Origin of the sequence: Xanthomonas sp. NCPPB 3583, assembly GCF_041475715.2 — a bacterium.
GTDB lineage: Bacteria > Pseudomonadota > Gammaproteobacteria > Xanthomonadales > Xanthomonadaceae > Xanthomonas > Xanthomonas euvesicatoria.
In genome coordinates, this window is sequence record NZ_CM191263.1 from 2,263,578 (window position 1) to 2,287,080 (window position 23,503).

24 protein-coding genes are annotated in these 23,503 nt (G+C 63.0%); all 24 read right to left on the reverse strand.

Annotation, left to right across the window (positions count from 1 at the left end):
* Nucleotides 1–13: 13 nt before the first annotated feature.
* A complete protein-coding gene (locus ACCQ07_RS09955; protein WP_008575933.1) occupies nt 14–1,231 on the reverse strand; it encodes an FkbM family methyltransferase in 1,218 nt (405 codons plus the stop codon).
* Nucleotides 1,232–1,245: 14 nt separating this feature from the next.
* Nucleotides 1,246–1,869, reverse strand: coding sequence for an LbetaH domain-containing protein (locus tag ACCQ07_RS09960; protein WP_372173511.1), 624 nt, complete (start codon nt 1,867–1,869; stop codon nt 1,246–1,248).
* Complete coding sequence (locus ACCQ07_RS09965; RefSeq protein WP_057681720.1) at nt 1,859–3,004, reverse strand: aromatic ring-hydroxylating oxygenase subunit alpha; 1,146 nt, start codon at nt 3,002–3,004, stop codon at nt 1,859–1,861. Before ACCQ07_RS09965 ends, ACCQ07_RS09960 begins: the two co-directional genes overlap by 11 nt.
* Nucleotides 3,005–3,007: 3 nt before the next feature.
* Nucleotides 3,008–3,661, reverse strand: coding sequence for a NeuD/PglB/VioB family sugar acetyltransferase (locus ACCQ07_RS09970; protein WP_008575938.1), 654 nt, complete (start codon nt 3,659–3,661; stop codon nt 3,008–3,010).
* A complete protein-coding gene (locus ACCQ07_RS09975; RefSeq protein ID WP_008575940.1) occupies nt 3,658–4,392 on the reverse strand; it encodes an SDR family NAD(P)-dependent oxidoreductase in 735 nt (244 codons plus the stop codon). Before ACCQ07_RS09975 ends, ACCQ07_RS09970 begins: the two co-directional genes overlap by 4 nt.
* Nucleotides 4,389–5,153, reverse strand: a complete 765-nt coding sequence (locus ACCQ07_RS09980) for an SDR family NAD(P)-dependent oxidoreductase (protein ID WP_033479028.1) — start codon at nt 5,151–5,153, stop codon at nt 4,389–4,391. Before ACCQ07_RS09980 ends, ACCQ07_RS09975 begins: the two co-directional genes overlap by 4 nt.
* Complete coding sequence (locus ACCQ07_RS09985) at nt 5,150–6,187, reverse strand: ketoacyl-ACP synthase III (RefSeq protein WP_033479029.1); 1,038 nt, start codon at nt 6,185–6,187, stop codon at nt 5,150–5,152. The genes ACCQ07_RS09980 and ACCQ07_RS09985 overlap by 4 nt, the downstream gene beginning before the upstream one ends.
* A 4-nt stretch (nt 6,188–6,191) precedes the next feature.
* Nucleotides 6,192–6,413 carry an acyl carrier protein gene (locus ACCQ07_RS09990; protein ID WP_008575943.1) on the reverse strand — a complete coding sequence of 74 codons (222 nt, stop codon included), beginning with the start codon at nt 6,411–6,413 and terminating at the stop codon, nt 6,192–6,194.
* Between the two features lie 64 nt (nt 6,414–6,477).
* Nucleotides 6,478–7,587: a DegT/DnrJ/EryC1/StrS family aminotransferase gene (locus ACCQ07_RS09995; protein ID WP_008575944.1), complete on the reverse strand. Its 1,110-nt coding sequence runs from the start codon at nt 7,585–7,587 to the stop codon at nt 6,478–6,480.
* Nucleotides 7,588–7,704: 117 nt separating this feature from the next.
* Nucleotides 7,705–9,189 carry a sigma-54 dependent transcriptional regulator gene (locus tag ACCQ07_RS10000; protein ID WP_008575946.1) on the reverse strand — a complete coding sequence of 495 codons (1,485 nt, stop codon included), beginning with the start codon at nt 9,187–9,189 and terminating at the stop codon, nt 7,705–7,707.
* The gene (locus ACCQ07_RS10005; RefSeq protein ID WP_003482992.1) at nt 9,182–9,565 is read right to left on the reverse strand and encodes a response regulator; all 384 of its coding nucleotides are present in this window, start codon (nt 9,563–9,565) and stop codon (nt 9,182–9,184) included. Before ACCQ07_RS10005 ends, ACCQ07_RS10000 begins: the two co-directional genes overlap by 8 nt.
* Nucleotides 9,566–9,573: 8 nt before the next feature.
* Nucleotides 9,574–10,977: an RNA polymerase factor sigma-54 gene (gene rpoN / locus ACCQ07_RS10010; protein WP_008575947.1), complete on the reverse strand. Its 1,404-nt coding sequence runs from the start codon at nt 10,975–10,977 to the stop codon at nt 9,574–9,576.
* A 216-nt stretch (nt 10,978–11,193) separates the two neighbouring features.
* Entirely contained in the window at nt 11,194–11,826 is a 633-nt protein-coding gene (locus tag ACCQ07_RS10015; protein WP_003482986.1) for a response regulator transcription factor, read from the reverse strand.
* Nucleotides 11,827–11,894: 68 nt separating this feature from the next.
* On the reverse strand, nt 11,895–12,461 hold the full coding sequence (locus ACCQ07_RS10020; RefSeq protein WP_008575948.1) for a PilZ domain-containing protein: 567 nt from the start codon (nt 12,459–12,461) through the stop codon (nt 11,895–11,897).
* Entirely contained in the window at nt 12,461–12,754 is a 294-nt protein-coding gene (locus ACCQ07_RS10025) for a hypothetical protein (RefSeq protein WP_008575949.1), read from the reverse strand. Before ACCQ07_RS10025 ends, ACCQ07_RS10020 begins: the two co-directional genes overlap by 1 nt.
* Nucleotides 12,755–12,762: 8 nt before the next feature.
* Nucleotides 12,763–13,176, reverse strand: a complete 414-nt coding sequence (fliS, locus tag ACCQ07_RS10030; RefSeq protein ID WP_014090121.1) for a flagellar export chaperone FliS — start codon at nt 13,174–13,176, stop codon at nt 12,763–12,765.
* A gap of 150 nt (nt 13,177–13,326) precedes the next feature.
* Complete coding sequence (gene fliD / locus ACCQ07_RS10035; protein ID WP_031422562.1) at nt 13,327–14,652, reverse strand: flagellar filament capping protein FliD; 1,326 nt, start codon at nt 14,650–14,652, stop codon at nt 13,327–13,329.
* 272 nt (nt 14,653–14,924) lie between these two features.
* Nucleotides 14,925–16,124, reverse strand: coding sequence for a flagellin (locus ACCQ07_RS10040; RefSeq protein WP_016848727.1), 1,200 nt, complete (start codon nt 16,122–16,124; stop codon nt 14,925–14,927).
* A gap of 318 nt (nt 16,125–16,442) precedes the next feature.
* Nucleotides 16,443–17,648, reverse strand: a complete 1,206-nt coding sequence (gene flgL, locus ACCQ07_RS10045; RefSeq protein WP_003482970.1) for a flagellar hook-associated protein FlgL — start codon at nt 17,646–17,648, stop codon at nt 16,443–16,445.
* On the reverse strand, nt 17,648–19,522 hold the full coding sequence (flgK, locus tag ACCQ07_RS10050) for a flagellar hook-associated protein FlgK (RefSeq protein ID WP_127165325.1): 1,875 nt from the start codon (nt 19,520–19,522) through the stop codon (nt 17,648–17,650). The genes flgL and flgK overlap by 1 nt, the downstream gene beginning before the upstream one ends.
* An 11-nt stretch (nt 19,523–19,533) precedes the next feature.
* Nucleotides 19,534–20,712: a flagellar assembly peptidoglycan hydrolase FlgJ gene (locus ACCQ07_RS10055; RefSeq protein ID WP_372364044.1), complete on the reverse strand. Its 1,179-nt coding sequence runs from the start codon at nt 20,710–20,712 to the stop codon at nt 19,534–19,536.
* 1 nt (nt 20,713) lies between these two features.
* The gene (locus tag ACCQ07_RS10060; RefSeq protein ID WP_007971976.1) at nt 20,714–21,832 is read right to left on the reverse strand and encodes a flagellar basal body P-ring protein FlgI; all 1,119 of its coding nucleotides are present in this window, start codon (nt 21,830–21,832) and stop codon (nt 20,714–20,716) included.
* Nucleotides 21,833–21,842: 10 nt separating this feature from the next.
* Nucleotides 21,843–22,535 carry a flagellar basal body L-ring protein FlgH gene (flgH, locus tag ACCQ07_RS10065; protein WP_005914445.1) on the reverse strand — a complete coding sequence of 231 codons (693 nt, stop codon included), beginning with the start codon at nt 22,533–22,535 and terminating at the stop codon, nt 21,843–21,845.
* A gap of 38 nt (nt 22,536–22,573) precedes the next feature.
* Complete coding sequence (flgG, locus tag ACCQ07_RS10070; protein WP_003482961.1) at nt 22,574–23,359, reverse strand: flagellar basal-body rod protein FlgG; 786 nt, start codon at nt 23,357–23,359, stop codon at nt 22,574–22,576.
* Between the last annotated feature and the right edge of the window lie 144 nt (nt 23,360–23,503).

Consider the following 23,503-nt stretch of genomic DNA (forward strand, 5'->3'; position numbering starts at 1 on the left):
TTAAGGCAGAGCGTTAATAAAAATAAAGGCAGGTATCCCAGCGATCCGGCGTGTGATGGCGCAGGCCGATCCTGTAATCCGGGTTCAGAGATAGGGCAAAATCGCTTAGATCTAGCAGGTCGGTAGCTCTGTGATAGGCGGAGATCGCCATCTTGGGCTTGCACTGAACAATCGCATTCTGCGCACCTTTCAGTGCCGAAAGCTCCGACCCCTCGATGTCCATTTTGATGAAGGTGGGTGCATCGTCGATGACATCGTCGATGCAACATACGTCGATCATGTCTGCCGGTTCGCAATCCTCACTCGAAGGCTTGACGAAGCCGCCGTGGCCACCCTCATGATTGAATGGGACCCTGCCTGTTGTCTCGCCTACGCCGCAGTCATGCAGACTGATTCTGGACGCCAGAGCTGTGCCTTCGTAGCGGCGCAGTACGTTCTTGAGTGTGCCGACGTTGATCCGATCGGGTTCAATCATCCAAGAACGCGAGAATTGGCCTTTGGTGGCGCCAATCAGGCCTGCGAGCGACTCGCCAATCGAGGCGCCGCAATCAACCATCTTTTCTCCGCTACCGAATTGCAGCAGGCCGGAGCGGAAGTACAACGTGGTGTAGGGGCGTTCGATTTCGTGGTAGTACTCGGGGTCACACGTCAGGTGGAAGTTGAGGACAGAGAACAGGGTTTGTGCCGAATAGGCATCGGAAAAGCGTTCTGCCAGGCGCTGAAACCTGGGAATGTTGCGCACGATCTCCCGTCCCCAATCGTCCACCCGGAAATCTACACGCCCCTGTAGACCGAAAGCGCGAACGGCCTGTTCAAAGTTGATATGAGCAATCCCGTGCTGCCTGCAGACCTGGTCAAAAAATCGCTTGGGTCCGTCATATCGGCAGGTGTTGAGGGCGATGATGTCGCCAGACTTGGTCAGTTCGATGAACCTGTCCGTCGAGATGATCGGAGTGCCGTAATACAGCGCACCGGAGTGATAGCGGAAGTCGTCCACCGAGGCGATCACATTGCAGTGCCGGTCCTGCTTCAGGTTCAGCAAGTGCGCGCCGAACCCCCCGGTTCCTAAAACGATCACCTTGACTTCGTCGCCAAATTTGGCAATGAGGTGGCGAACGTCCTCGGGAATACCGAACATCGGATCACCAGTCAGGCCTTCGGCGGCGACCTGAAACGTCTCTTCCGATGCCTGCGGGTCGATATTTAGTTTGAATTGGATAGCGGTTTGCATGATTGGTCCCCGGCTTAGGCTTCATAAACATGGATTGGAGTGTCGTAGCGGGCGTGGAAATAGGTCTTGGCCGGCACGTCCTCGCAGTAGACACGTGACCAGCCAAGTTCGCAGCTTCGCCCCACCTTGACGCCCCCACTCACGATGGCGCCGGTACGCAAGATGCTGTTGCCGCCGATTTCGACGCCCGCGCCGATTTGAACGCCATGCTCTATCCAGCATGAGGATTTGATGCGGCATGCCGGCCCAAGGTGCGCTCCGGCATGGATGACGGTGTTGTAGTCGATCCTGCACCCGTGCCCGACGACAGCATTGGCACCCACGAATGCGTTGAGGCCGATGACAGTGTCCGTGCCGATGGCGGCGCTGGGGTGTATGAATGGCTCCAGCTTGAAGCCACGCTCCATTGCTGCCTGCATCAGTTCCATGCGCTTGAAGTTGCCGAAGCGTTCGTCGAAAGCCACGAACATGGCGCCGTCGGTCGGATTCAGTCGATCCAGCACGCCCAGATCGAATTCGTGTTCCGAGTCTTGTGGTACATCGATCCTGATGACCGTCTCGTCCTGACGCGCGTGCTTCCAGGCATGAAAGGCCAGATCGAGGTATTCGCTGCCGCCGATGATCCACCTAGATCTCATGTTCGGTCTCCATCAGCGCCGTGTACCAGCGCTCAACCAGGCGATTCATGGATTCATAGGCTCCCTGGGTGGGTAGCGGGGCGTCTGTATGCAGTGCCGCCTGCACCCGCTCCATGATGTCCACGTCTTCTCCCACTACCACCTTGCTGCCGTGCATCTGCGCAAGCAGCACTTGGCTGGAAGAACGGTAAGGCTGTTTCTTGCGTGCGCTAAACCAATAGATTTCCAGGTCGGTCCGGTCCGGTGCGACGGGGATGTGGTGTTCCAGAGTGAAGGAATAGCCCCCGTTGGCGCTGGCGATATGCAAATTCGGGAAGGCAAGCCAGTTAAAGTAGGCGTCCTGCTTGCCCCAGCGTTCCACTTTAGCGTGCCAGCCGAAATGCTTAAGGTTGGGGATGGTGGCTTCCGGGCCGCCGAAACTGAAGCGGCGCATCTCGCGCCTCAGCGCTACCGGCGACGTGTCCTGCAAGGCCTCCATGGACTCCTTGGCTTGTTCCTCGTTTACCTGGGGAGTGAAGTTGACGCTTTTGGCCAGGGTCTTGGGGTGGACAAAGCGCGGGTGGTTGGCGTCCCGCAGATTCTCGTAGGCCAGCTTCCAGTTGTACCGGCCATGCCATGTGGTCACCATGACCTCAGTGTCATAGGCGTTGGAACTACTTTCCAGCAAGGCGATGAAGTCTGCCGAAAACTGCTCCTCGATTGGCATGGGGTCTGGATCGAGGTTGACGAACAACAGGTTGCCGATGGCGCGCAGTGAGAATTCGCGCAGCTTCAAGTTGGCCTTTTCACTATTGTCCAGGTGGTAGATCGCATCGCAGTCCGGGATGTTCTTTACCCGGCCTTGTTCGTCGTAACTCCAGGCGTGGTAGGGGCACACCAAAGGCCGGCAACCGAGAGCAGCGGTTTGAATCAGTGCACTACGGTGGAGGCAGACGTTCTCGAACGCACGGATTTGCCCGCGGAAGTTCTGGATCACCAGAGGAACACCCGCGATCTTGCGTGTGATAAAGCAATTGTGATCCTTCAGCAGCGTTTTGAGTCCTGCGAACAACCAGACCCTGCGGAAGATCTTGCGCTGTTCGCAGTCAAAGATTTCCTGCGACAAGTAATACTTGGGGTGCATCCTGGAGCGCATGGATCAGTCCATCTTGATGTTCTTGTGGAATACGATCTTGGCCGGATTGCCAAACACCGTGGCGCCTGCCGGCACATCCTTCAGCACGACCGCACCGGTGCCGACGACAGCGTGCTCACCTACCTTGACGCCAGGTACTAGGGTGGCACGTGGGTGCACGACTGCGAAATCGCCTATCTGCACACCGCCTCCCATGAAAACCTGTGCGCCCACATGAGCATAATTGCCAATGCGGACATCGTGTCCAATCACCGACCAAGTGAGCAGATTGGCAAAATCCCCGATCCACACATCGGGGCCAACGTGTACCTGGTTGCCGAGAAAGCAACCTGTGCCCAGACGCACGCGACGACTGAGGTGCGCCTCGGTGCAGATTGGGATGAACGCGGCCCCCTTTGCAAGCAGCGGTTGAATGTATTTATGCCGTTCCAATGGGTCGCCTTGCGCGCAGACAAAAGCCTCGTTGCCACGCGGCACGTATGTCAAAGGGTCACCGACGATGGGTACCCCGGTATCGAAGCCATCGAGAATATGCTCGCGGCTGTCCAGGAATCCGGTGACTTCCCATTCCTTGCGATGTGCAATATCACCTTGCATCTGCTCAAGAACCTCCCGGCCCCAGCCGCCCGCCCCGACGATGAGCACGGAATAGGTCATAGGACAGACCCACCGTCCATTACCAAACTGGTCCCGGTTACCCAGCGGCTGGCATCGGACAAGAGATAGATCGCAGCGTTCGCTACGTCCTCTGAGGTGCCCAAACCGAGCGGGTGGCGTTTTCGCTGTGCTTCCAGATGGGTTGCGTCCCAAATGGGCGTTATGACTGCAGAGGGAGACATGCCATTGACCCGGATCTTGCGTTTGGCCTGCTCCATGGACAGGCAGCGAATGATGCCGAGCAGGGCTGACTTCATGGCCGAATACGGTCCTACCCCGGGTGTGCCGATATGGGCCGCAGTGGAAAGCATGAAGACGATGGAACTTTGAGGCGCAAGAGCGTTGGCCTGCAACAGCCGCTGGGTGAGCATGACAGGGGCCAGGAAATTGACCGCATAGACATCGGTCATGAGCTTCTCGGTCAACTGCCTGATAGGGCTCAAGCGCTGCCTGCCAGCGCAGTGGACCAAGCCATCTAGGCTGGAAATGCCCTGTACTAGTCGTTCACGGCCTTCGGCTTCGGTCAGGTCGGCCAGCACTTGAAGGTGGCCTTGGCCATTCAACAAGTTGTAGGTTTCCTGCAGGCGTTCTGCATCCCGCCCGGTGATGACCAGGCGCGCCCCACGCCGCGCGCAGGAAACAGCGATTTGCCTGCCGATGCCTGATGAAGCGCCTGTGACCAAAATGGTCTTGCCATCCAGTGAAAAAGCGCGTTGCGCCGCGTTGGTCATGCGTAGATGTCCATCGGTACAGAAAAACCGCCATCAAGAATGAAGTGGTTGCGCGTGATCCAGCGGCTGGCATCGGAAAGATAGAACACTGCTGCATAAGCCACGTCTTCCGGCTCGCCCATGCCAAGTGGCGTCAATTCAAACAGGCTGTCCATATTGCCGCCGCTTCCCTGCAACCCATCCAACAAGGGAGTGCGTACATAACCCGGTGCAATGCAGTTGGCGCGCATACCTTGCTTTGCTACTTCCATGCCAAGCGAGCGCATCATGCCCAGCAGGGCGCTTTTGCTGGCAGCGTATGCGCTGCTTGCCAGTGGGCCGATATGCGAGGCAATTGAGGCAATGAATAGCAGGGATCCGCCCGGCGCGATCTGCTTCTTCGCCAATAGGCCTCGCGTCAGTAGCATGGGTGCGTAGGTGTTGCTTGCAAATGTCTCGTCAAGGTGCGCTTGACCGATCATTCGAAAGGGGGTCAGCTTGGACATGCCAGCTGCGTGCGCCAGGCCGTTGATGACACCGCTCGCAGCCACCACGTGGTCAATACCCTCCTGTACCGCCAAGTCCGCCACCACTTGCGTGTGGCCTTGGCCGTCCAGTTGGTCGAATGTGGCTTGCAAGCGCTCGGTGTTGCGTCCGGTGATGACAACGCTCGCTCCCATCTGTGAGCAAGTGATTGCAATTTGACGACCAATACCCGATGAAGCACCAGTCACCAGGACGCGCTTGCCTTCTAGGGAAAACGGATCACGCTCGGCGTTCATGCTTCGATCAGTGCCGGAAAAGCCGCGTTTTCGACGTCCACGATCGCCGTGCCCCACGACAAGCCGATACCGAAGCCGGCAAGCAACAGTCGGTGCCTGGCATTGATCAGCGTATCGTTCAGGCGGACGGTCATGGTGACGGGCAGGGAGGCGCCACTGGTATTGCCGAAGTCTCGCAAGGTTGACGGAACTTTCTCCGTCGGCAGCGCCAACTTCTTGCGGATGGTTTCGTTGATCATCTTGTTGGCCTGATGGAAAACGAAAAAATCAACGCTGTCCTTATCAACACCAGAATACTCAAGCAATCTTTCCACCGCTGGAGGTACTCGCTGGGTCGAGAAACTCAATACGGCAGGGCCATCCAGAATGAGTTCACCCGGCCAATGCAGCACACCGTTCTCGTCACGTGTAGGAGAGATATGTTGGGGGCCGTAAGGCTCACGATGTCCGCCTATGGGCAACATGATGGCTCGGTAGCCGCTACCGTCGCTGTTCAAATCAAAATGCATGGGTGGTGCATTCTTGTCGAACTCCAGCGCCGTGGCGGTGCCCGCGTCGGAGAACAATGGGTCCAGAAGCGTGGCCGAGCGGTCGCCGACCAGCAGAAGCGCCTTTTTGATGGTGCCCGCTGCAATCATGCTTCCCACCAGGTGTAGGCCAAAGGGATAGCCGGAACAGCCGAGATTGACATCAAAGGCGATAGCGGTCTGTGGCAATTGCAGCCGGTGCTGCATGATGATGGCCGTGGCCGGGATGGGGTAGTCGGGTGATTGCGTCACGACAATCAGTGCATCGATTTCTTCCTTATCCCATTGCAGCTCTGCAAGCAGCTTTTCCGCAGAGATGAGCGCCAAATCGGAAAATGTCTGCCAGCTTGGGCAAATGCGACGAAACTCGATGCCGATGTTACGCACCAGACGCTCGCGTTCTGAGCGCATCTTCGGCGGGCAATCGGTCAGGTTGGAAATGATCCGCTTGGGCACGCAACTCGCCATGCCCGCAAAACGGACATTGCTAAGAGTGGACAGTCCCATGGCTTTACCCCAGCAGTTTGTGAAGATCGTTCAAGGTGGCGCAGTTCTTGAGATCTTCGCCGGTAATGACCTTTCCGTAATCCACGTCGAACATGACGATTACCCCCAACGCGGAGAGCGAATCCCACTCAGGCAAGTCGGCCAGTGCGGTGTCCATGGTGACCTCCACCGGTTCCTGGAAGTCGGTGGCGGAGAGGAAGTTCTCGATAAATGTTGCCTGGGTCATGCGAGCTCGCCTGGTTGCCTGTTGAAGAGATGGGAGTCTGGAATGCAGCTGCAGCGTGTTGCGATCATGTTGCCTGTGCGCCGGCGATCAGATCGGCAATGGTATCGACCTGGTCGCGGGTCAGGCCAGGAAAGATTGGCAGGCACAATACCTGTGCGGCCACCGAGCGCGCGACCGGCAGCCATGCCGGCGCCGAGGAGGGTAGGGCGCGATACATCGGGAAATCGCTGATCAACGGATAGAAGTACCGCCGCACCAGGATGCCGTGCTCGCGCATCACTTGGTACAGCGCATCGCGCGACAGCGGGTAGTCGTCCTGCACCAGGATCGGAAAGTACGCGTAGTTGGCGCTGGCGTGATCGGGCCGTGCCACGCAGCGCACGCCGCGAACATCGCTCAGGCGCTGCCGATACTGCGCATCGATGGCGCTGCGCTGGGCGATGGCGTGATCGATGTGCTTGAGCTGCAGCAGACCAAACGCTGCGCTGATCTCGTTCATCTTGCCGTTGATGCCCGGTGCCACCACCGTGGTTTCGTCGACGAAGCCGAAGTTCTTCAGATGCCCGATGCGCTGATAGGTCCTTTCGTCGGGGCAGACAATCGCGCCGCCCTCGAAGGTATTGAAGACCTTGGTTGCATGGAAGCTCAATACGCTCAGGTCGCCGTGGCGCAGGATCGAGCCGCCGTCATCGCGCACCCCAAAAGCATGCGCCGCGTCGTAGATCACCTTGAGGTTATAGATATCGGCGATGCGGGTGATTGCGCTGGTGTCGCAGGCGGTGCCATAGCAGTGCACCGGCATGATCGCGGTGGTCTGCGGGGTGATGGCCGCTTCGATCTTCGAAGGGTCCATGTTGAGCGTCACCGGATCGATGTCCACGAACACCGGGGTGATGCTTTTCCACAGCAGCGAATGCGCGGTAGCCACGAACGAGTAGGGCGTGGTGATCACTTCGCCGGTGATGCGCAGCGCCTGCAGGGCGGTGATCAACGCAGTGGTGCCATTGGTCAGCAGTGCAAGGTGCGGAACGCCCAGGTAATCGCACAACGCCTGCTCCAACGCCCGGTGCATCTCGCCACCGTTGCTGACGATGCGGCTGGTCCAGATCCGTTCCAGATAGGGCAGGAACTCTTCCAGCGGCGGCAGCAGCGGACTGGTGACGGGAATGGGCATCAATGCCTCGCTGGTGCGGGTGGATGTCGGGATTCCGCCGCAGCCGGCAGCTGCGAACGGAGTGATCCTGCTGAAGCAAGCGCTATGCCAGCGAGTGGAACCCGAGCGTGTGCTGGCTCAGTTGGCCAGCTCGGTCTGCTCGCGATCGATGCCGTACTTGCGCAGCTTCTCCACCAACGTGGTGCGGCGCAGGCCCAGCAGCTGAGCGGCATGCGCCACCACGCCCTGCGTGCGTTCCAATGCTTCGTTGATCAACGCCAACTCGATATTGGCCATATGCCCGCGCAAATCGATGCCATCGTCCGGCAGGCTGGACGTGGCGGCCGGTTCGGCATCGGCGGTCTTCGGTTGCAGCGTCACCACATTGCTCGGCAGGGCGCTGACTTCGACCGGTGCGGCCACCAACGCCGGCTCCGGCGGCAACTCGACCGGACTGGCCGAAGCGAAATCGCCGCGATAACGCGCCGGCAGATCCTGCACCCGCACCAGCCCGCCGGGATGCAGCACCGCCAGGCGCTCGACCAAATTGGTCAGCTCGCGCACATTGCCCGGCCAATCGTAACTGCGCAGCGCCTGCAGGGCCTCGTCGGCAAAGCGCACTTCGCCGCGACCGGTGCGTGCCAGCTGGCCCGCAATGGTCTGTACCAGCATGGCCAGATCGTCCACGCGCTCGCGCAGTGCCGGCATTTCGATCGGAAACACATTCAGGCGATAGAACAGGTCCTCGCGGAACTGGCCATCGCTGATGCGCGATTCCAGATTGCGGTGGGTCGCGGCGATCACGCGCACGTTGCAGCGGATGGTCTGCCCGCCGCCAACGCGCTCGAAGCTGCGCTCCTGCAGCACGCGCAGCAGCTTGACCTGCATCGGCAGGCTCATGTCGCCAATCTCGTCCAGCAGCAGCGTGCCGCCCTCGGCCATCTCGAAGCGACCCTTGCGGGTGGTCAGCGCGCCGGTGAAGGCGCCTTTTTCGTGCCCGAACAGTTCGCTTTCCAGCAGATCCGGCGGGATCGCGCCGCAATTGATCGCGACGAACGGCCCGTCGCGCCGCGGCGAATGCTGGTGGATGGCGCGCGCCACCACTTCCTTGCCGGTGCCGGATTCGCCCAGCACCAGCACGGTGGTGTCGAACGCGGCCACCTGGTCGATCAGCCGGCGCAGGCGGGTCACTGCCTCGCTGTTGCCGGTCGGGCCGGAGTCCTGCTGCACACCGGCCTGGTGCTCGGCGTCCAGCCGCTTGAGGCTGGCACGGCGCAGCAACGCTTCCAGCTGCGCATGCCGCAGGGGAGTGTCCAACGCCCACACATTGGCTTCGTGCAGGCCGTGGGATTGCGCAAATGCGCTCGGGCTGCCCTCCATCAGCAGTACCGGTGGCGGCAGCTTGGCATCGGCCAGCCAGTCGAAGAATTTGTCGGCCTGTGCGGCGTCCTGCGCCGAGCCCACCATCACCGCCATCCACTCATCGTGGCGGTGACGGCCAGGATTGATGTCGGCGCCGTCGGTGACCCAGCGGGGATTGAAGTCCATGAACTCGAGCAGCGACACGGTGCGCTCGGCGCGCACGGCGTCACTGTCGATCAACAGAATGCGGGACTCACTCATTCCTGGCTCCTTCCGTCAGGCCCTCCAGGATTGGCATGACTTCCTGGATATAGGACAGCTTGCTGACAAAATTGTCAGCACCCGCGCGAAGAGCGTGTTCACGATGCTCGGCATCATCGAAGTGGCTCGCGATGACAATATACGGCGGATCGTCCTGCGTCTTGATCAGACGCGTGGCCTGCAGCCCGCCCATCTCCGGCATGGCCAAGTCCATCAGCACGACATTGGGGCGCAGCGACTCAGAGCGCTCGATCGCTTCCAGCCCATTGGCGGCACTGCCCACGATATTGAGCCAATCGACCTTGCGAAAATGACGCATCGCAGCGTTGATGAAGCCCTCGTGGTCGTCGACCAGCAGCACGGTGAGTTTGCTCATAGTAGTCCTTATCCTGCCCGGGCAAGCAGCGGTTTAGTGGTGCGGCGGCGCTCGCGTGCCGGTGCGATATCAAGTTGTTCGCGGTACTTGGCCACGGTGCGGCGCGCAATGTTAACGCCTTGCCGCGACAGCAATCCGGCAATCGCCTCGTCGGCCAGCGGCCGGCCGGCCGGCTCGCTTTCGATCAAGCGGCGCACCATCGCCTTGACGGCCTGGCCGGAGACGCTGGCGCCTTCCAGCCGCACGGCGAAGAAGTGCTTGAGCTCGAAGGTGCCGCGTGGAGTCTGGATGTATTTGCCGGTGGTGATGCGCGAAATGGTCGATTCGTGCATGCCGATCTCGTCGGCGATTTCCTTCAGCGTCAGCGGTGCCATTGCTTCTTCGCCACGCGCCAGGAAGGCGGCCTGGCGTTCGACGATGGCACGCGTGGCGCGCAGCAGGGTCTCATAGCGCATCGACAGCCCGCGGGTCAGCCAGCGCGCTTCCTGCAGCATGTCGCGCAACGGCTGCGCGGCCTCGCCGGCGTCGGCCAGCGCGCGTTCGTGCACCGGATTGATGCTGACGCGATGGGTGGTGGCCGGGTTGAGTGCGACGCGCCAGCTGTCGTCGGCATGCCAGGCGAGCACATCCGGGATCACGCTGGCATTGCTTTCCTGCAGCAGGTCGTCGCCGGGGCGAGGTTGCAGCGACAGGATCAGCCGCACCGCTTCGCGGGCATCGTCCACTTCGGCATCGTGTGCGCATGCCAGCACCGTGTAGTCGTGCGCGGCCAGCAGCTCCAGATCGCCGTCGAGGATGCGCGCAGCCAGGTGGCGTGCCGGCACGCGGCCGGGCAGGGCGCTCAACTGGGCCTGCAGACACTCGCGCAGGTCGCAGGCGGCCAGACCGGCCGGGTCGCCGTGCAGCAACCGCTGCCGGATCGCTTCCACCGCCTGCACGGTCATGCCCAGACGGGTGGCGCCCAGCTGTTGCAGCGTCGACAGCGCTTCGGTCAGATAACCGGCGTCGTCGGTCTGCTCCAGCCAGAACGCAGCGGCCCCCAATGCCGCCTCGTCCAGGTCCAGCGCCAGCTCGCGCAGGATGCGCACATGCGGGTCGGTCGACTCGCCGGCGGCCACGCGCTGCATGCGATCGTCGTCCCCATCGTTCCAACTGCCGCCCTGCACGTCCCACATCGTGCTTTCCGGCAGTTCGTCGAACGCGGCGATATCGCTGGCGCCATCGTTGTCGGTGGCGGCCTGATCCCCGTTATCGGCCAGCTCTTCCAACTCCAGCAACGGATTGGTTTCCAGGGCACGACGGATTTCCAGTTCTAATTGCATGCCGTCCAATTGCAACAGACGGATCGACTGCAGCAACTGCGGGGTGAGGTGCAGTTGCTGGCCAAGCTGGGCGGAAATGGTCGTCTTCATGGAAGCGCTTCCGATGGGCGCTGCACGCAGCAGCGATGGAATGCATCTTGCAGGACAACGCGACGGGTTTCTAATCAGGGAGTCAGGTGAGGTGACTCATGATTTTCCCGACAGTTTGTCAGGAACTTCCTGACGTTGCAGGCGGGCTCAAGCGTGCCCGCCGGAATCCCGTCACTGTTTTCAGCGTCGCTGGCCCACGCGTGCCCGGATAGCGCGTCAGACCAACTCGTTGTGATGTTTGGCGGCCAGCAGCACCAGATCGTTGGCGCGACGGCATCCGAGCGATTCCATCATGCGGGCGCGGTGGGTTTCCACGGTCTTGACGCTGATGCCCAAATCGGCGGCGATTTCCTTGTTGCTCTGGCCGCGGCCGATTTCACGCAGGATCTCGCGCTGACGCGGCGACAGCGCGGCAATGCCGACCGGCTTTTCGCGGCCCAGCATCGGCGCAATCATCTTGGACGAGATCTGCGGGCTCAGGAACACCTGCCCGGCGGCGGCGGCGCGCAACGCCAATTCCAGTTCCAGTGGTGCGGCGTCCTTGACCACGAAGCCGACCGCGCCGCGATCGAGCGCATCGCGCACATGCACCGGGTCGTCGTGCATCGACATCATCACCACGTGCGTGCGCGGCGCGGCGCGCAGCACGTCGGTCATGGCATCCAGGCCGCTGCGGCCGGGCAAAGACAGGTCCATCAGCACCAGGTCGGGCCGGTGCAGGGACGTCATGTCCAGGGCTTGTTGCGCATTGCTGGCTTCGCCCACGACATCGATGCCGGCGAAGGTTTGCAGCAGCCTGGACAGGCCGGCACGGACAAGGGTGTGATCGTCGACGATGATGACTCGCACGGCGCAGAAGAGACCTTTTTCAGTAAAGGGCACCTTAGCTGACCCGGCGCCCGGCGCCAACTATCGGATCAACGCTGGCGGCGCGCGTCGGCGATCTGACGGCGGTGCAAGCGAAACAGGTGGCGTTCCAGCGCATCCTGCAGGCCGGGCGCGAGCGGGGCAAACCGCAGCCACAGCCAGACATCGTGGCCATCGCTCGCGTTCGCCAGCACGGTGGCAGGAAGCTGTACAAGTTCAGGAAGCCAGTCGGACGGCTGCAGGCAAACGGCGCCGGTTGTGCCCGGCGGGTGACTGGTTGCGCAACTCAGGCGGATCCCGCGCACCGACCAGTGCACCATTCCCTGGCTCAGGCCGCTGTCGCCCTGGCGCACCAGGCGGCCGATCAGCGCCAGCATCAAATCCAGTTTGGCGTCCATGCGCTGCACCAGCAGCGGCAGTTCGCCGCGGTCCTCGCTGGTTTCTTCGCTACGCAGGTCTTCGACCTGGCCAAGACTGCGCAACAGGGTTTCAGCGGCGCTGTGCGCGCCCGCATCGCTCCCGGCGCGGAAGCCGGCCGGCAACTGCAATTGGCAACTGAGCGTGTCGGCAAACAGCTCGGCATCGGCCGATGGCGCGAGTGTGCCGAGCGCGCTCATCAGATCCGTCCGACCCGCGCGTAGGCGCGGCTGGCCGACGATGAGGTGCGCTGTGCGCGGATCAGTTCCAGCAGCTTGCGCTGCCGCTCGCGCATCATCCGCATCAAGTCCTGATGCATGGTGAGCAAGGCCTGCAGCGCGTCGCGGTCCTGCTGGATGTCCACCTGCTGCGCGTATTCGCGCAGGTGCAGGTCGTGGTTGTCCAGCATCTGCGGCATCGCCTCGAACTCCTCTTGCGCCATGGCCAGGCGGAGGTCGGCGATTTCTGCTTGAAGGCTTTGCACGCTATGCATGGCAGGACTCACGAAACGGCGGAAAGGCCGCGTTGTTCGAGGGGGATGGAGTTCCACGCCGAGTCAATTTCGCTGAGCAACCCCAGCGCTTCGGTCAACGCGGTCTCGTCGTTGTGCAGGTTGGCCGCGGTCAGCCGCTGCATCACGTAGTCGTACAGGGCCGAGAGGTTACCAGCGATCTCGCCACCGGCTTCGTGATCGAGCGAGCCGTTCAAGTGACCGACGATCGCGCAAGCCTCGCCGATGGCCTTGCCCTTGCGCGCCTGGTCGCCCTGCGCCAGGCAGGCCTGGGCCAGACGGATGCGTTGGCAAGCGCCGGCAAACAGCAGCGAGACCAGCTTGTGCGGATCGGCTTCGGTCACGCTGGTGGACACGCCGACCTTGCGATATTGCTCGGCATACTGACGATTGGAACCGTACATGGATGACTCCTCAATGGGCTGACCTTCGCTGGTCCCGGAGCGCTGCGCTCCTGCGACGACGCTCCTGCCGGAAGGCAAGGCCGAAATCACGATAGGCCTTACTTGTATCGGCAATACCCTGACAGGACTTGAGGATCGTCATCACGGAAATCAGCTTGTCAGCAGGCTGCTGAGCGAGCTGGTGCTGCTCTGCAGCTGGCTGATCATGGTTTCCATTGCGGTGAATTGGGCGGTGTAGCGGTCGCTGAGTTTTTCCATGCGCGCATCGAGATCGTCCAGCTCCGACTCATAGCCCTTGATGGTCTTGTTCAAGCTGTCCGAGCGCAGGGTCAGCGTGCCGTTGGTGACATTGACGTTGCTGTCCAGCACTTTGCTCAGCGTGCCGCTGAACTTGCTGTCCTTGCCGAACACCTCGGCCGCGGCGCCACCGTCCGAGGCGATGGCGGTGTCGAACTTGGCGCCGTCGAAACTCATCACGCCATCCTTGTCGATGGTCAGGCCCAGGGCCTTGAGTTCGTTGACGTTGCCGCTGACCTGGCCGCGCAGCTGCTGCTGCAGATTGCGCACCAGCGAATCGCCGGTCAGCGCCGAGGCGGTCTTGGTGGTGGCGTCATAACTGCTGCTCTTGGCCAGCAGCGTGTTGGCCGTGTTGTAGGCCGCGGCGAACGCGGTGAGGTTGCCCTTGAGGCCGCTGGTGTCGGCGGCCACGCCCAGATTGAACTTGGTGCCTTCAGCGGCCTTGGTCAGGGTGAGCACCACGCCGGGCACGATGTCGCTGACGGTGTTGGAGCTGGACGTGCGCTCGAAACCGTCCACGCGTACCAGCGCGTCGGCGGCGGCGACGGTCTGGTTCAGCCCGCCGGTGACGCCGGGGCCGTAGGTCAGGCTGCTCAGGCTGGGGTCGCTGGCGCTGATGGTCAGGGCGCCCTTGGTACCGGAGTCGACCGCATTGAAGACCAGGTGCTGGCCATCGTTGGCGGTGACCACGCTGGCAGTCACGCCCTTGCCGCCGGCGGCCTTGTTGATGGCTGCAGCGATGTCGGTGAGCTTGTCGGTGCCGCTGATGTCCACGGTGACGCTCTGATCGCCATAGCCGATCGTCAGCGTGCCGCTACCCACGGTGGCATCGGCAGCGAATGCACCGGAGGCCAGTTTTTGCGAGGTCGCCAGCGAGACCACTTCCACCGAATAGTTGCCCGGCGCCGCCGAACTGGTGGTGGTGGCGGTGAAGCCGGCATCGGTCGGCACCGTGGCCTTGTAGGCGTTGGTGTCGGCGCTGCTGATCACCTTGTCCAGCGCAGACTTGAGCGTGGTCATGCTGCTCTTGATCTGGCTGATCGCCGACAACTGCGTGGTCGCGGCGGTGCCGGCCTTGTTGATGCGTGCCTGCTCGGGGTCTTTCTGCCGGGACACCAGGGTGGACACCACGGTAGGGATGTCCAATCCGGAGCCAGAAGTGCTGATCACCGATGCCATGTTGCATTCCTCGTCTGGGCGCCCGAAACAGACGGACGCATGGGATTACGTGACGGGTATCGGCCGCATCCGCGAGGACTTTAGCGGCGGCGAGGGGTCACGCGCACGACGGCTATCGATGCAAGTTCCATGCCCGTGGTGGCCGGCGGCGCGCGTCAACAAACCGTCCATGGCGGGCGTGGACGGGCTGCGGCCACAAAAAAGCCCCTCCGAAGAGGGGCTTTGGACGTGCTGCGGAGCACTGCCGCGTTGCGGCGGCAGGTCACTGCCAGTTACTGCAGCAGGCTCAGCACGTTCTGCGGAACCGACTTGGCCTGCGCCAGCATCGCGGTACCGGCCTGCTGCAGGATTTGCGTGCGGGTCAGTTCGGCGGTTTCCTTGGCGTAGTCGGTGTCGCGGATACGGCTACGCGAGGCCGACAGGTTTTCCGAGGTTGCGCTCAGGTTGGCGATAGTGGAGGTGAAGCGGTTCTGCACCGCACCCATGTCGGCGCGCGAGGAGTTGACCGCGGTCAGCGCCTTGTCGACGATTTCCAGGGCCTTCTGCGAGCCGGAGAACGTGGAGATATCCAGGCTGCTCAGGGTCGAAGCGGTGGAGCCGGAAGCGGCCGAAGCGGTGGTGATGCCGGCGCCGACGGTGATGCCAGCGGCGCTGGAGGTGCCAGCCGACAGCGAGGTGAAGTCCTGGCCAGCCTTCAGCGATTCGATCTGCAGCGAACCGTCGCTCTTGATCGAGGCGTACATGCCGGTCTGGTCGAGCTTGTCGTTGATCGCCGAGGCGACCTTCTTGTTGACGTCGGCAGCGGTGTCGCCGGCGCCGATCTTGACGTCGGCAATGGTGACGCTCTTGGCCGAGCCGCTGGCGTCCTTGAACGACAGGCTGATGCCGCTGACCGAACCAGAAGCGGTGGCGGTGCCGGTGACGCCGGCGCCGGAGACGGCGGCAGCGAAGTTGGCCTTGCCCAGCGAATCGACGTTGGCGTCGACGATGCTGTTGATGCCGATGGTCTGGCCGGCGTCGGCGCCGACCTGGAACAGCGCGCCGGAGAACGAGCCGTCCAGCAGCTTGGTGCCGTTGAAGTTGGTCTGGTTGGCAACGCGGTCGATTTCCGCGGTCAGCTGCTTGACTTCCGAGTTCAGCGCGTCACGGTCGGTGGACGAGTTGGTGGCGTTGGACGACTGCACCGACAGCTCGCGGATACGCTGCAGGTTGCTGCCGATTTCCACCATCGCGCCTTCGGCGGTCTGGGCCAGCGAGATACCGTCGTTGGCGTTGCGCGAGGCAACGTCCAGGCCGCGGATCTGCGTGGTGAAACGCTCGGAGATCGCCAGACCTGCGGCGTCGTCCTTGGCGCTGTTGATGCGCAGACCAGACGACAGACGCTGGATGCTCGTCGACATGCTGGCGCTGCTGGTGTTGAGGTTCCGCTGAGCGTTCAGCGACATTACGTTGGTGTTGATTACCTGTGCCATTTTGATTTCTCCTAAGCGATTTTTCCGGCAAGGGGGACTTGCCTGGAGCCTCCGCAGGGGGGCCATCAAGTTGGCCGTTGCCGCTGCTGAGATGAATAACGGCGTTGCGTCGGGAACCTTTAGCGAAATTCAGTATTTTTTACTGTCTTTCTGCGTCGGGACGAAATACGTAAGCGTTGTGTATCAAGGGGTTTGGTTTATTCGGCAGCACCCCGCCAATCTTTAGCGTTGGTATAACTCTTCGAAAAATAAACTCCGTCCGCCTGCGCAAGCGCTGACGCGCAGGAGCGAAGAAAACCCAGGTTTTCTGCGGCAAAATCAGCGGATGATGTTGAACAACGACGAGGACTGCATCTGCTGAAAAATCGTTTGAGCGGCCTGCAACGAGGCCTTCTCGAGTTGGTACTGCCCAATCGCCGAGGCGTAATCCAGGTCGCGGATCGACGACAGGCTGGTCTTGAGCGTGACTTCGTTGGATTCAAGCAATGAGTTGGCATTGTCGATGGCCGACAACTGCGCGCCGCCGGAGGCGCGCGCATCGATCATCTTCGAAGACGCCTGGGTGATGTCGCGCATGGACGACTGCAGCGTGTTGATCATCGCAGCCTTCTGCGGCGCGGTCAGCGTATCGGAGTTGAGCGCGCCGACCAGGTCATCGATGGTGGAGAACACATCCTTGGTGCCGGAGGCGCCAATCTGGAAACTGTCGCCCACCGCCGGGGCGCCGCTGATGCGCATGCGCACGCCGGCGGCGTTGATGTCTTCGCCCTCCTTGTAGGTGCCGGTGCCGACCACCGTATTGGTGCTGTCGCGCACTTCATAGGTGTCGGCGGCGGTGAACTGCACGCTGTAACTTCCACCGTTCCAGCTGCCGGTGCTCGCGTCGCGGCTGAAATCCAGCAGCAAGCCGGTCCCCGTGTTGGCGGCGTTGGCGTGCGCATCCACGGTGCCGTCGCCGGTGCGGATGCGCATGAAGATTTCGCTGCCGGGCAGGGTGTCGCTGACGAAGGTGTCCGGCGCCACTTCGACCTGCTTCTGGGTCTGGTCGCCGTTGTAGGTGACGCTGCCATTGCTCTTGATGAAAGGCGCACTGCCATCGGCGGTGCCGCCGAACAGGTAGCGTCCGGTGCCGTCGGTGCTGTTGGCCAGGCTCACCATGCTCTCGCGCAGCGCTGTCAGTTCCGAGGCGATCGCCTTGCGGTCATCGGGGCTGAGCGAAGAATTGCTGGCCTGCACCGCCAATTCGGTGACGCGCGCCATTTTGTCGCCGGCTTGCGACAGCGCGTTTTCCTGCAGCCCGAGCCGGTTCTGCACGTTGTTGGCGTTTTCGCCGAAGCGCGTGATCGCCGCCAGGGCACGGTCCAGGCCGACCGCCGTGCCTGCAGCCACCGGGTCGTCCTTGGCGGTGACCAGGCGCTGCCCACTGGAGAGCTGCGATTCGAGCTGGTTCAGCCGCGACTGCTTGGCGCCCATCGAGGCGACCGACTGGCTGTACATCATGCTGGTGGAGATACGGTCGGTCATCAGCGTACGGCACCCAGGATGGCTTGGAAGACGGTGTCGGCGGTAGAGATCATCTGTGCGGCGGCCTGGTAGGCCTGTTGCAGCTTCAGCATGTTGGCGGCTTCCTCATCGAGGTTGACGCCGGAAATCGAGTCGCGGCTGGCCTGCGCCTGGTCGTTGATGACCTTCTGCGCATCGGCCGAATAGCTGGCCGCACGCGCGGCCGAACCGACCGAGGTGGTCAGGCCGGAGAGCGCGCCATTGAGGGTGACCGTGCCGCCGCTGAGCGCCTTGGCATCGTCGATGTTGGCCAGCAATTTGGCATTGCCGTTGTCGCTGGAGCCTGCGCCCATTGGGCCGACGCCGAAGGTGTCGCCGGCCTTGGGCGCGCCGTCCAGCGCGAAGCTCCAGCCGTTGGCGCTGATGGTCTGGCCGGCGGTGTAGGCGAACGGGCCGGCGCCATCGATGGTGTACTGGTTGGCGTCGATGAACTCGATCGACGAGGGGGTCAGCAGCGCGGGGTTCTGCGCATTGGTGACCTTGACGTCGCTGATCTTGCCGGTGCCCAGGTTGGCGACCGTGGCGGTGGCCTTGACCGGGGTGGCGGCGGCAATCCGCGAGGGATCGGTAATGGCCACCGACAGGCTGCCGGCCAGCCCGGCGGTGGGCTGCAGCAGGAACTTGTCGCCGCTGGCCGGCGTGCCGCCCACCACCATGCTGACGCCATTGAGCACCAGCGGGTCGGCGGCGGTGCCGGTACCGGTCATCGGCACGGCAGAGCCGGTACTGGCGTTGATGGCTTTCCAGGTGGTGCCGTCGAAGCTGAGCGTGACGTTCTGGCCGTCAACGGCGCTCACGTTGCTGAAACTGGCGCTCAGCGATGCGCTGCCGGTATTGCTCGGATTGGCGGCAACGGCGGGCGAACCGATATTGAAGAAGTTCCCGCCCATCGCGCCATACAAGTCCATCCCCTGGCTGTGGCCGGCATTGAAGGTGCTGGCCATGCCCACGGCCAGGCGGCCGAGTTCGGCCTGGGTCGGCTCCAGCACGCTGCTGCGAAATTCCAGCAGACCGCCGATCTGGCCGCCCAGCGAACTGGCGCTGAGGCTGACGTTCTGGCCTTGGGTCTGCATCGCCACCTGCAGCTTGGTCGGCTGATACGGGTCGGCAACGGTGACGAGTTTGGAAGAGGTGGTACCGACCACCAGCGGCTGGCCGCCGGCGGTGAAAACATTCATGAAGCCGCCGTCCTGGATCACCGCCGTGCCGCCGGTAAAACCGACCAGCTTGCTCACCAGCGCGTCGCGCTGATCCAGCATGTCCGGCGCTGCCGCCTGGGCACTGCTGCCGATGGTGCCGTTGAGCTTGGCGATCTGCTGCGTCAAGCGGTTGACTTCGTCCACCGAGGAGGTCAACCCGCTGTTGACTTCGTTGCTCAGGCTGTCCATCTGCCCGTTGAGCTGCTTGAAGCGCGTCGCCAGCGAATTGCCGCTGTCGAGCATGCTCTGGCGCTCGGCGGTGGAGGAGGCGTTGGACGACACCGCGCTGGTGGAATCGAAGAAATTCGACCACAGCCCGGCCACGTTGGTGGCGGTGTTGGAGTACAGCGCGTCGACGCGGTTGGACAGCGAGGACAGCTGCTGCAGGCGCGAGAGTTCGCCGCCGCTGTCGAGCAGGCGCGAGATGGCCAGCTGGTCGGCGACCCGGCCCACATCGGTGATCTTGGCGCCATTGCCCACGAACGCGTAGCCCATGTCGGTGGGCGTGCGCGTTGCAAATTCCACACGTTGGCGGCTATAGCCTTCGGTATTGATGTTGGCGACGTTATGGCTAACGGTCGACAACGCCCGTTGGAAGGCGATGAGCGCGCTGGTCCCGGTGGACATGATGGACATGAGCGTTTACCTCAGCGACGGATGGTGCCGAGCCCGGCCGGCTCGGCGGTACTGGCATAGCGGTTGGACAGATCGGCCGCCGCATTGCCGATGGCGGCCACCGCACGGTCGATGGTCGGGCCGTTGGCGATCGCCGCGATCTTGGCCGCATAGCCCGGATCGGTGGCGTATCCGGCTTGTTGCAAGCCGCGTGCAAAACCCCTGATATCGGTGCCGGCCTGCAGCGCGGGCTGGTAACGGCTGTTGTTCTTCAGCAGCCGCACGTAGTCGGCAAAACTCTCCTCGGCCGAGCCATAGGCGCGGAAATCGGCGGTTTCGGTGGTTTTGACGCCGTTGACGTATTCGTGGGTGCCGGTGGTGACCTTGTCGCCGCTCCAGCCGGTGGCCTTGATGCCGAACAGGTTGTTGGAGTCGCCACCGTTGCCGATGCCGCGACGGCCCCAACCGGTTTCCAATGCGGCCTGGGCCACCAGCGCGCGCGGGTCCACGCCAAGTTCGCGCGCAGCCTTTTGCGCATGCGTCCAGATCTTGGCGACAAAGCCTTCCGGGGTGCGCTCGCCCAGGCTGGCAGCGGCGCTGCTGGCGGCGCTCGCATTGACCGCGGCATTGGCATCGGCTGCATCGCTGGCGGCCACATCGGCCCAGCGATCGTTGGCCGACGGCCAGCTCAGTGCTGCAGCATCGTCGCTGCCGGCTTCGCCAGCGCCGGTACGCCCGGCAATCAGATCCAGCACCTGGCTCATGCCGATGCCGCTCAAGTTGCCTGCGCCCAGGGCCGCCTTCGCCACGCTGCTGGTCGTGATGCCGGTGGCCGCGCCGTCGCGGGCGGGCAGCGGCAACGAGGCGTCGCGCTTGCCGGCAACCAGGGCGTACGCCTTGGCCGCTTCGGCAGTGTTCAACGAGGTGTTCAAGGCCGGGCCGCCAGTGTCGCCACTGAGCTGCTTGGAGATCATCGCCGACAGCCCCAGCCCCTTGCCGTCGGTCAACGCCTTGGCCATCTGCTGGTCGTACATTTCGCGGAACATCTGGTTTTGGCCCGGAAACATCGGGTCGCCGGAGCTCGCATCGCGCATGCTCTTGACCAGCATCTGCGCGAACTGACCTTCGAGCTGACGGGAGACCTTGTCGATCTTTGCCGGATCGGCCTTGGTGCTCGGGTTGAGATCAATGGGCGAGGCTGCGATACGCATGTCAGATCACCTCTAGCTCCGCCGTCAGCGCACCGGCTTGCTTGAGCGCTTCCAGGATGGCCACCAGGTCGCCGGGCGCGGCGCCCACTTCGTTGACTGCGCGTACGATCTGATCGAGCGTGGTGCCGCCTTCGAACTTGAACATGCGGCTGCCTTCGGAGGTGGCCGTGATCGTCGATTGCTGGGTCACCGCAGTGCGGCCGCCACTGAAGGCGCCCGGCTGGCTGACGTTGGTGTTTTCGCTGATGGTGACGGTGAGCGAGCCATGCGCGATGGCGGCCGGCATCACCCGCACCAGCTGGCCGATGACCACGGTGCCGGTACGCGCATTGACCACCACCTTGGCCGGTGCATCGCCCGGGGAGAGCTCGACGTTTTCCAGCCGCGACAACAGGCCGATCCGCGCACCCGGGTCGGTCGGCGAGCGCACCGCCACGGTCACGCCGTCGACCGCACGCGCGGTGCCGGCGCCGAAGCTGCTGTCGATCGCCGCGACCATGCGCGAGACGGTGGTGAAGTCGTTCTGGTGCAGGTTGAGGGTGATCTCGCCGGTACCGGCGAACACGTCCGGCAATGCACGTTCGACGGTGGCGCCGTTGGGAATGCGCCCGACGCTGGGCACATTGACCGAAACGCGCGAGCCGTCCTTGCCTTGCGCACCGAAGCCGCCAACGACCAGGTTGCCCTGCGCCATCGCATAGACCTGGCCATCGGCGCCTTTCAGCGGTGCCATCAGCAGCGAGCCGCCACGCAGCGACACCGCGTTGGCGATCGAGGAAACGGTGATGTCGATGGGCTGGCCGGGCTTGGCGAACGGCGGCAATTCGGCATGGATGGCCACGGCCGCGACGTTTTTCAGCTGCGGGTTGACGTTCGCCGGAACATTGACGCCCAGCTCGCCGAGCAGGTTCTTCAGGCTCTGCACGGTGAAGGGTGCCTGGCTGGTACGGTCGCCGCTGCCGTCCAGGCCAACCACCAGGCCGTAGCCGACCAGCGCGTTGCCGCGCACGCCGCCGACCTGGGCAAGATCCTTGATGCGCTCGGCGCTGGCCGGCGCGGCAATCGCGCACAGCGCGACGGCGGCAGCCAGCAGACGGAAGGGCAGGGAAGACAGGTTCATGGTCGCAGGCTCAGTAGGGCGACAGACGGGAATTGAAGAAGCGGCTCAGCCAGCCCATTGCATTGGACTGCGCGATCGCGCCGCGGCCGCCGTAAGCGATGCGGGCGTCGGCGACCTTGCTGGAGGGCACGGTGTTGTCCGGGGCGATGTCGGCGGCGCGCACGATGCCTTGCACCTGCACCAGTTCGTCGCCCTGGGTCAGGCGCAGGTTCTTCTGCCCCTGGATCACCAGGTTGCCGTTGGGCAGGCGTTGCATCACGGTGACGGTGACGCTGCCCTGCATGCGGTTGCTCTGTGCGGTGTTGCCCTTGCCGGCAAAGCTGCGGTCGCCGCTGGTGCTGTTTTCCAGCACATTCAAGCCACCCACGGTGAGCGGTGCGCCCAGCAGCGTCGGCGCGCCCATGGTAGTGGCGTCCTTCTTGCTGATGCTGGTGTTGGCGGTGGACGAGGCGGTAGTGCTTTCGACCAGGTTCACCGTCAGCAGATCGCCGACATCGCGGGCACGGCGATCGCCATACAGGTTCAGGCTGGGGCCGGCGGCGTAGATCGCACCGGCCGTCGGCTGCGCCACCGGTGCCACCACCGGCACGATCGGCGCCAGTTCGGCGAACGGACGTACATCGCCGGCGGCCACGCAGCCACCCAGCAGCGCGCTGCAGGCAATGGCGAGGCACAGGCGGGAGAGAGAAGGCAGGCGTGACATGGCGTTGATTCCTGAGAGGGCGAGGAGCGGCGAGCCGATCAGACGTTGTTGTTCAAGTAACCGAGCATCGAGTCGGTGGTGGAGATGGCCTTGGCATTCATTTCGTAGGCGCGCTGCGTCTCGATCATGCTCACCAGCTCTTCCACCGTATTGACGTTGCTGCCTTCCAGCGCGCCCTGCACGGTGGTGCCCAGGCCGTTGAGGCCAGGCGTGCCGTTTTGTGCGGGGCCCGAAGCGGTGGTTTCGACGAACAGGTTTTCGCCCTTGGCCTGCAGGCCCGAGGGATTGATGAAGTCGGTCAGCGTCAATGCGCCGATTTCCTGCGCGGCGGCCTGGCCGGCCAGCGTCACGCTGATGGTGCCGTCGTTGCCGATGGTCAGCGACTGCGCGCCTTCCGGCACCTGGATGCCCGGCTGCAGCGGGTAGCCGCTGTTGGTGACCAGTTCGCCCTGGGCGTTGATCTGGAAGGTGCCGTCGCGGGTGTAGGCGGAGGTGCCGTCGGGCATCTGCACTTCGAAGAAACCGCGACCGTTGACCATCACGTCCAGCGCGCGGCCGGTCTGCTGCTGGCTGCCCTGGTCGAACCCCTTGAAGGTGGACACCACGCGCACGCCGGTACCCAGTTGCAGGCCGGTCGGCAGCTGCGTCTGCGCGGAGGTCGAGCCGCCGGGCGCACGCACCTGTTGGTACAACAGGTCTTCGAACGCGGCACGGTCGCGCTTGAAGCCGGTGGTATTGGTATTGGCCAGGTTGTTGGAAATGACCGACATGCGCGTCTGCTGCGCATCCAGTCCGGTTTTGGCGACCCACAAAGCCTGATTCATGACCCGATTCCTCGTTAGACCCGGGGATGTGTTCCGGGTACGGGTGGGTATATGCACGTGCCGTGCCAAACCCGCGTCGGATTTCTGCCGGGTGTGCAGTGGGTCACGTGGGGTGGGGGGGGGGGCGAGCTGCGTGGGGCAGGG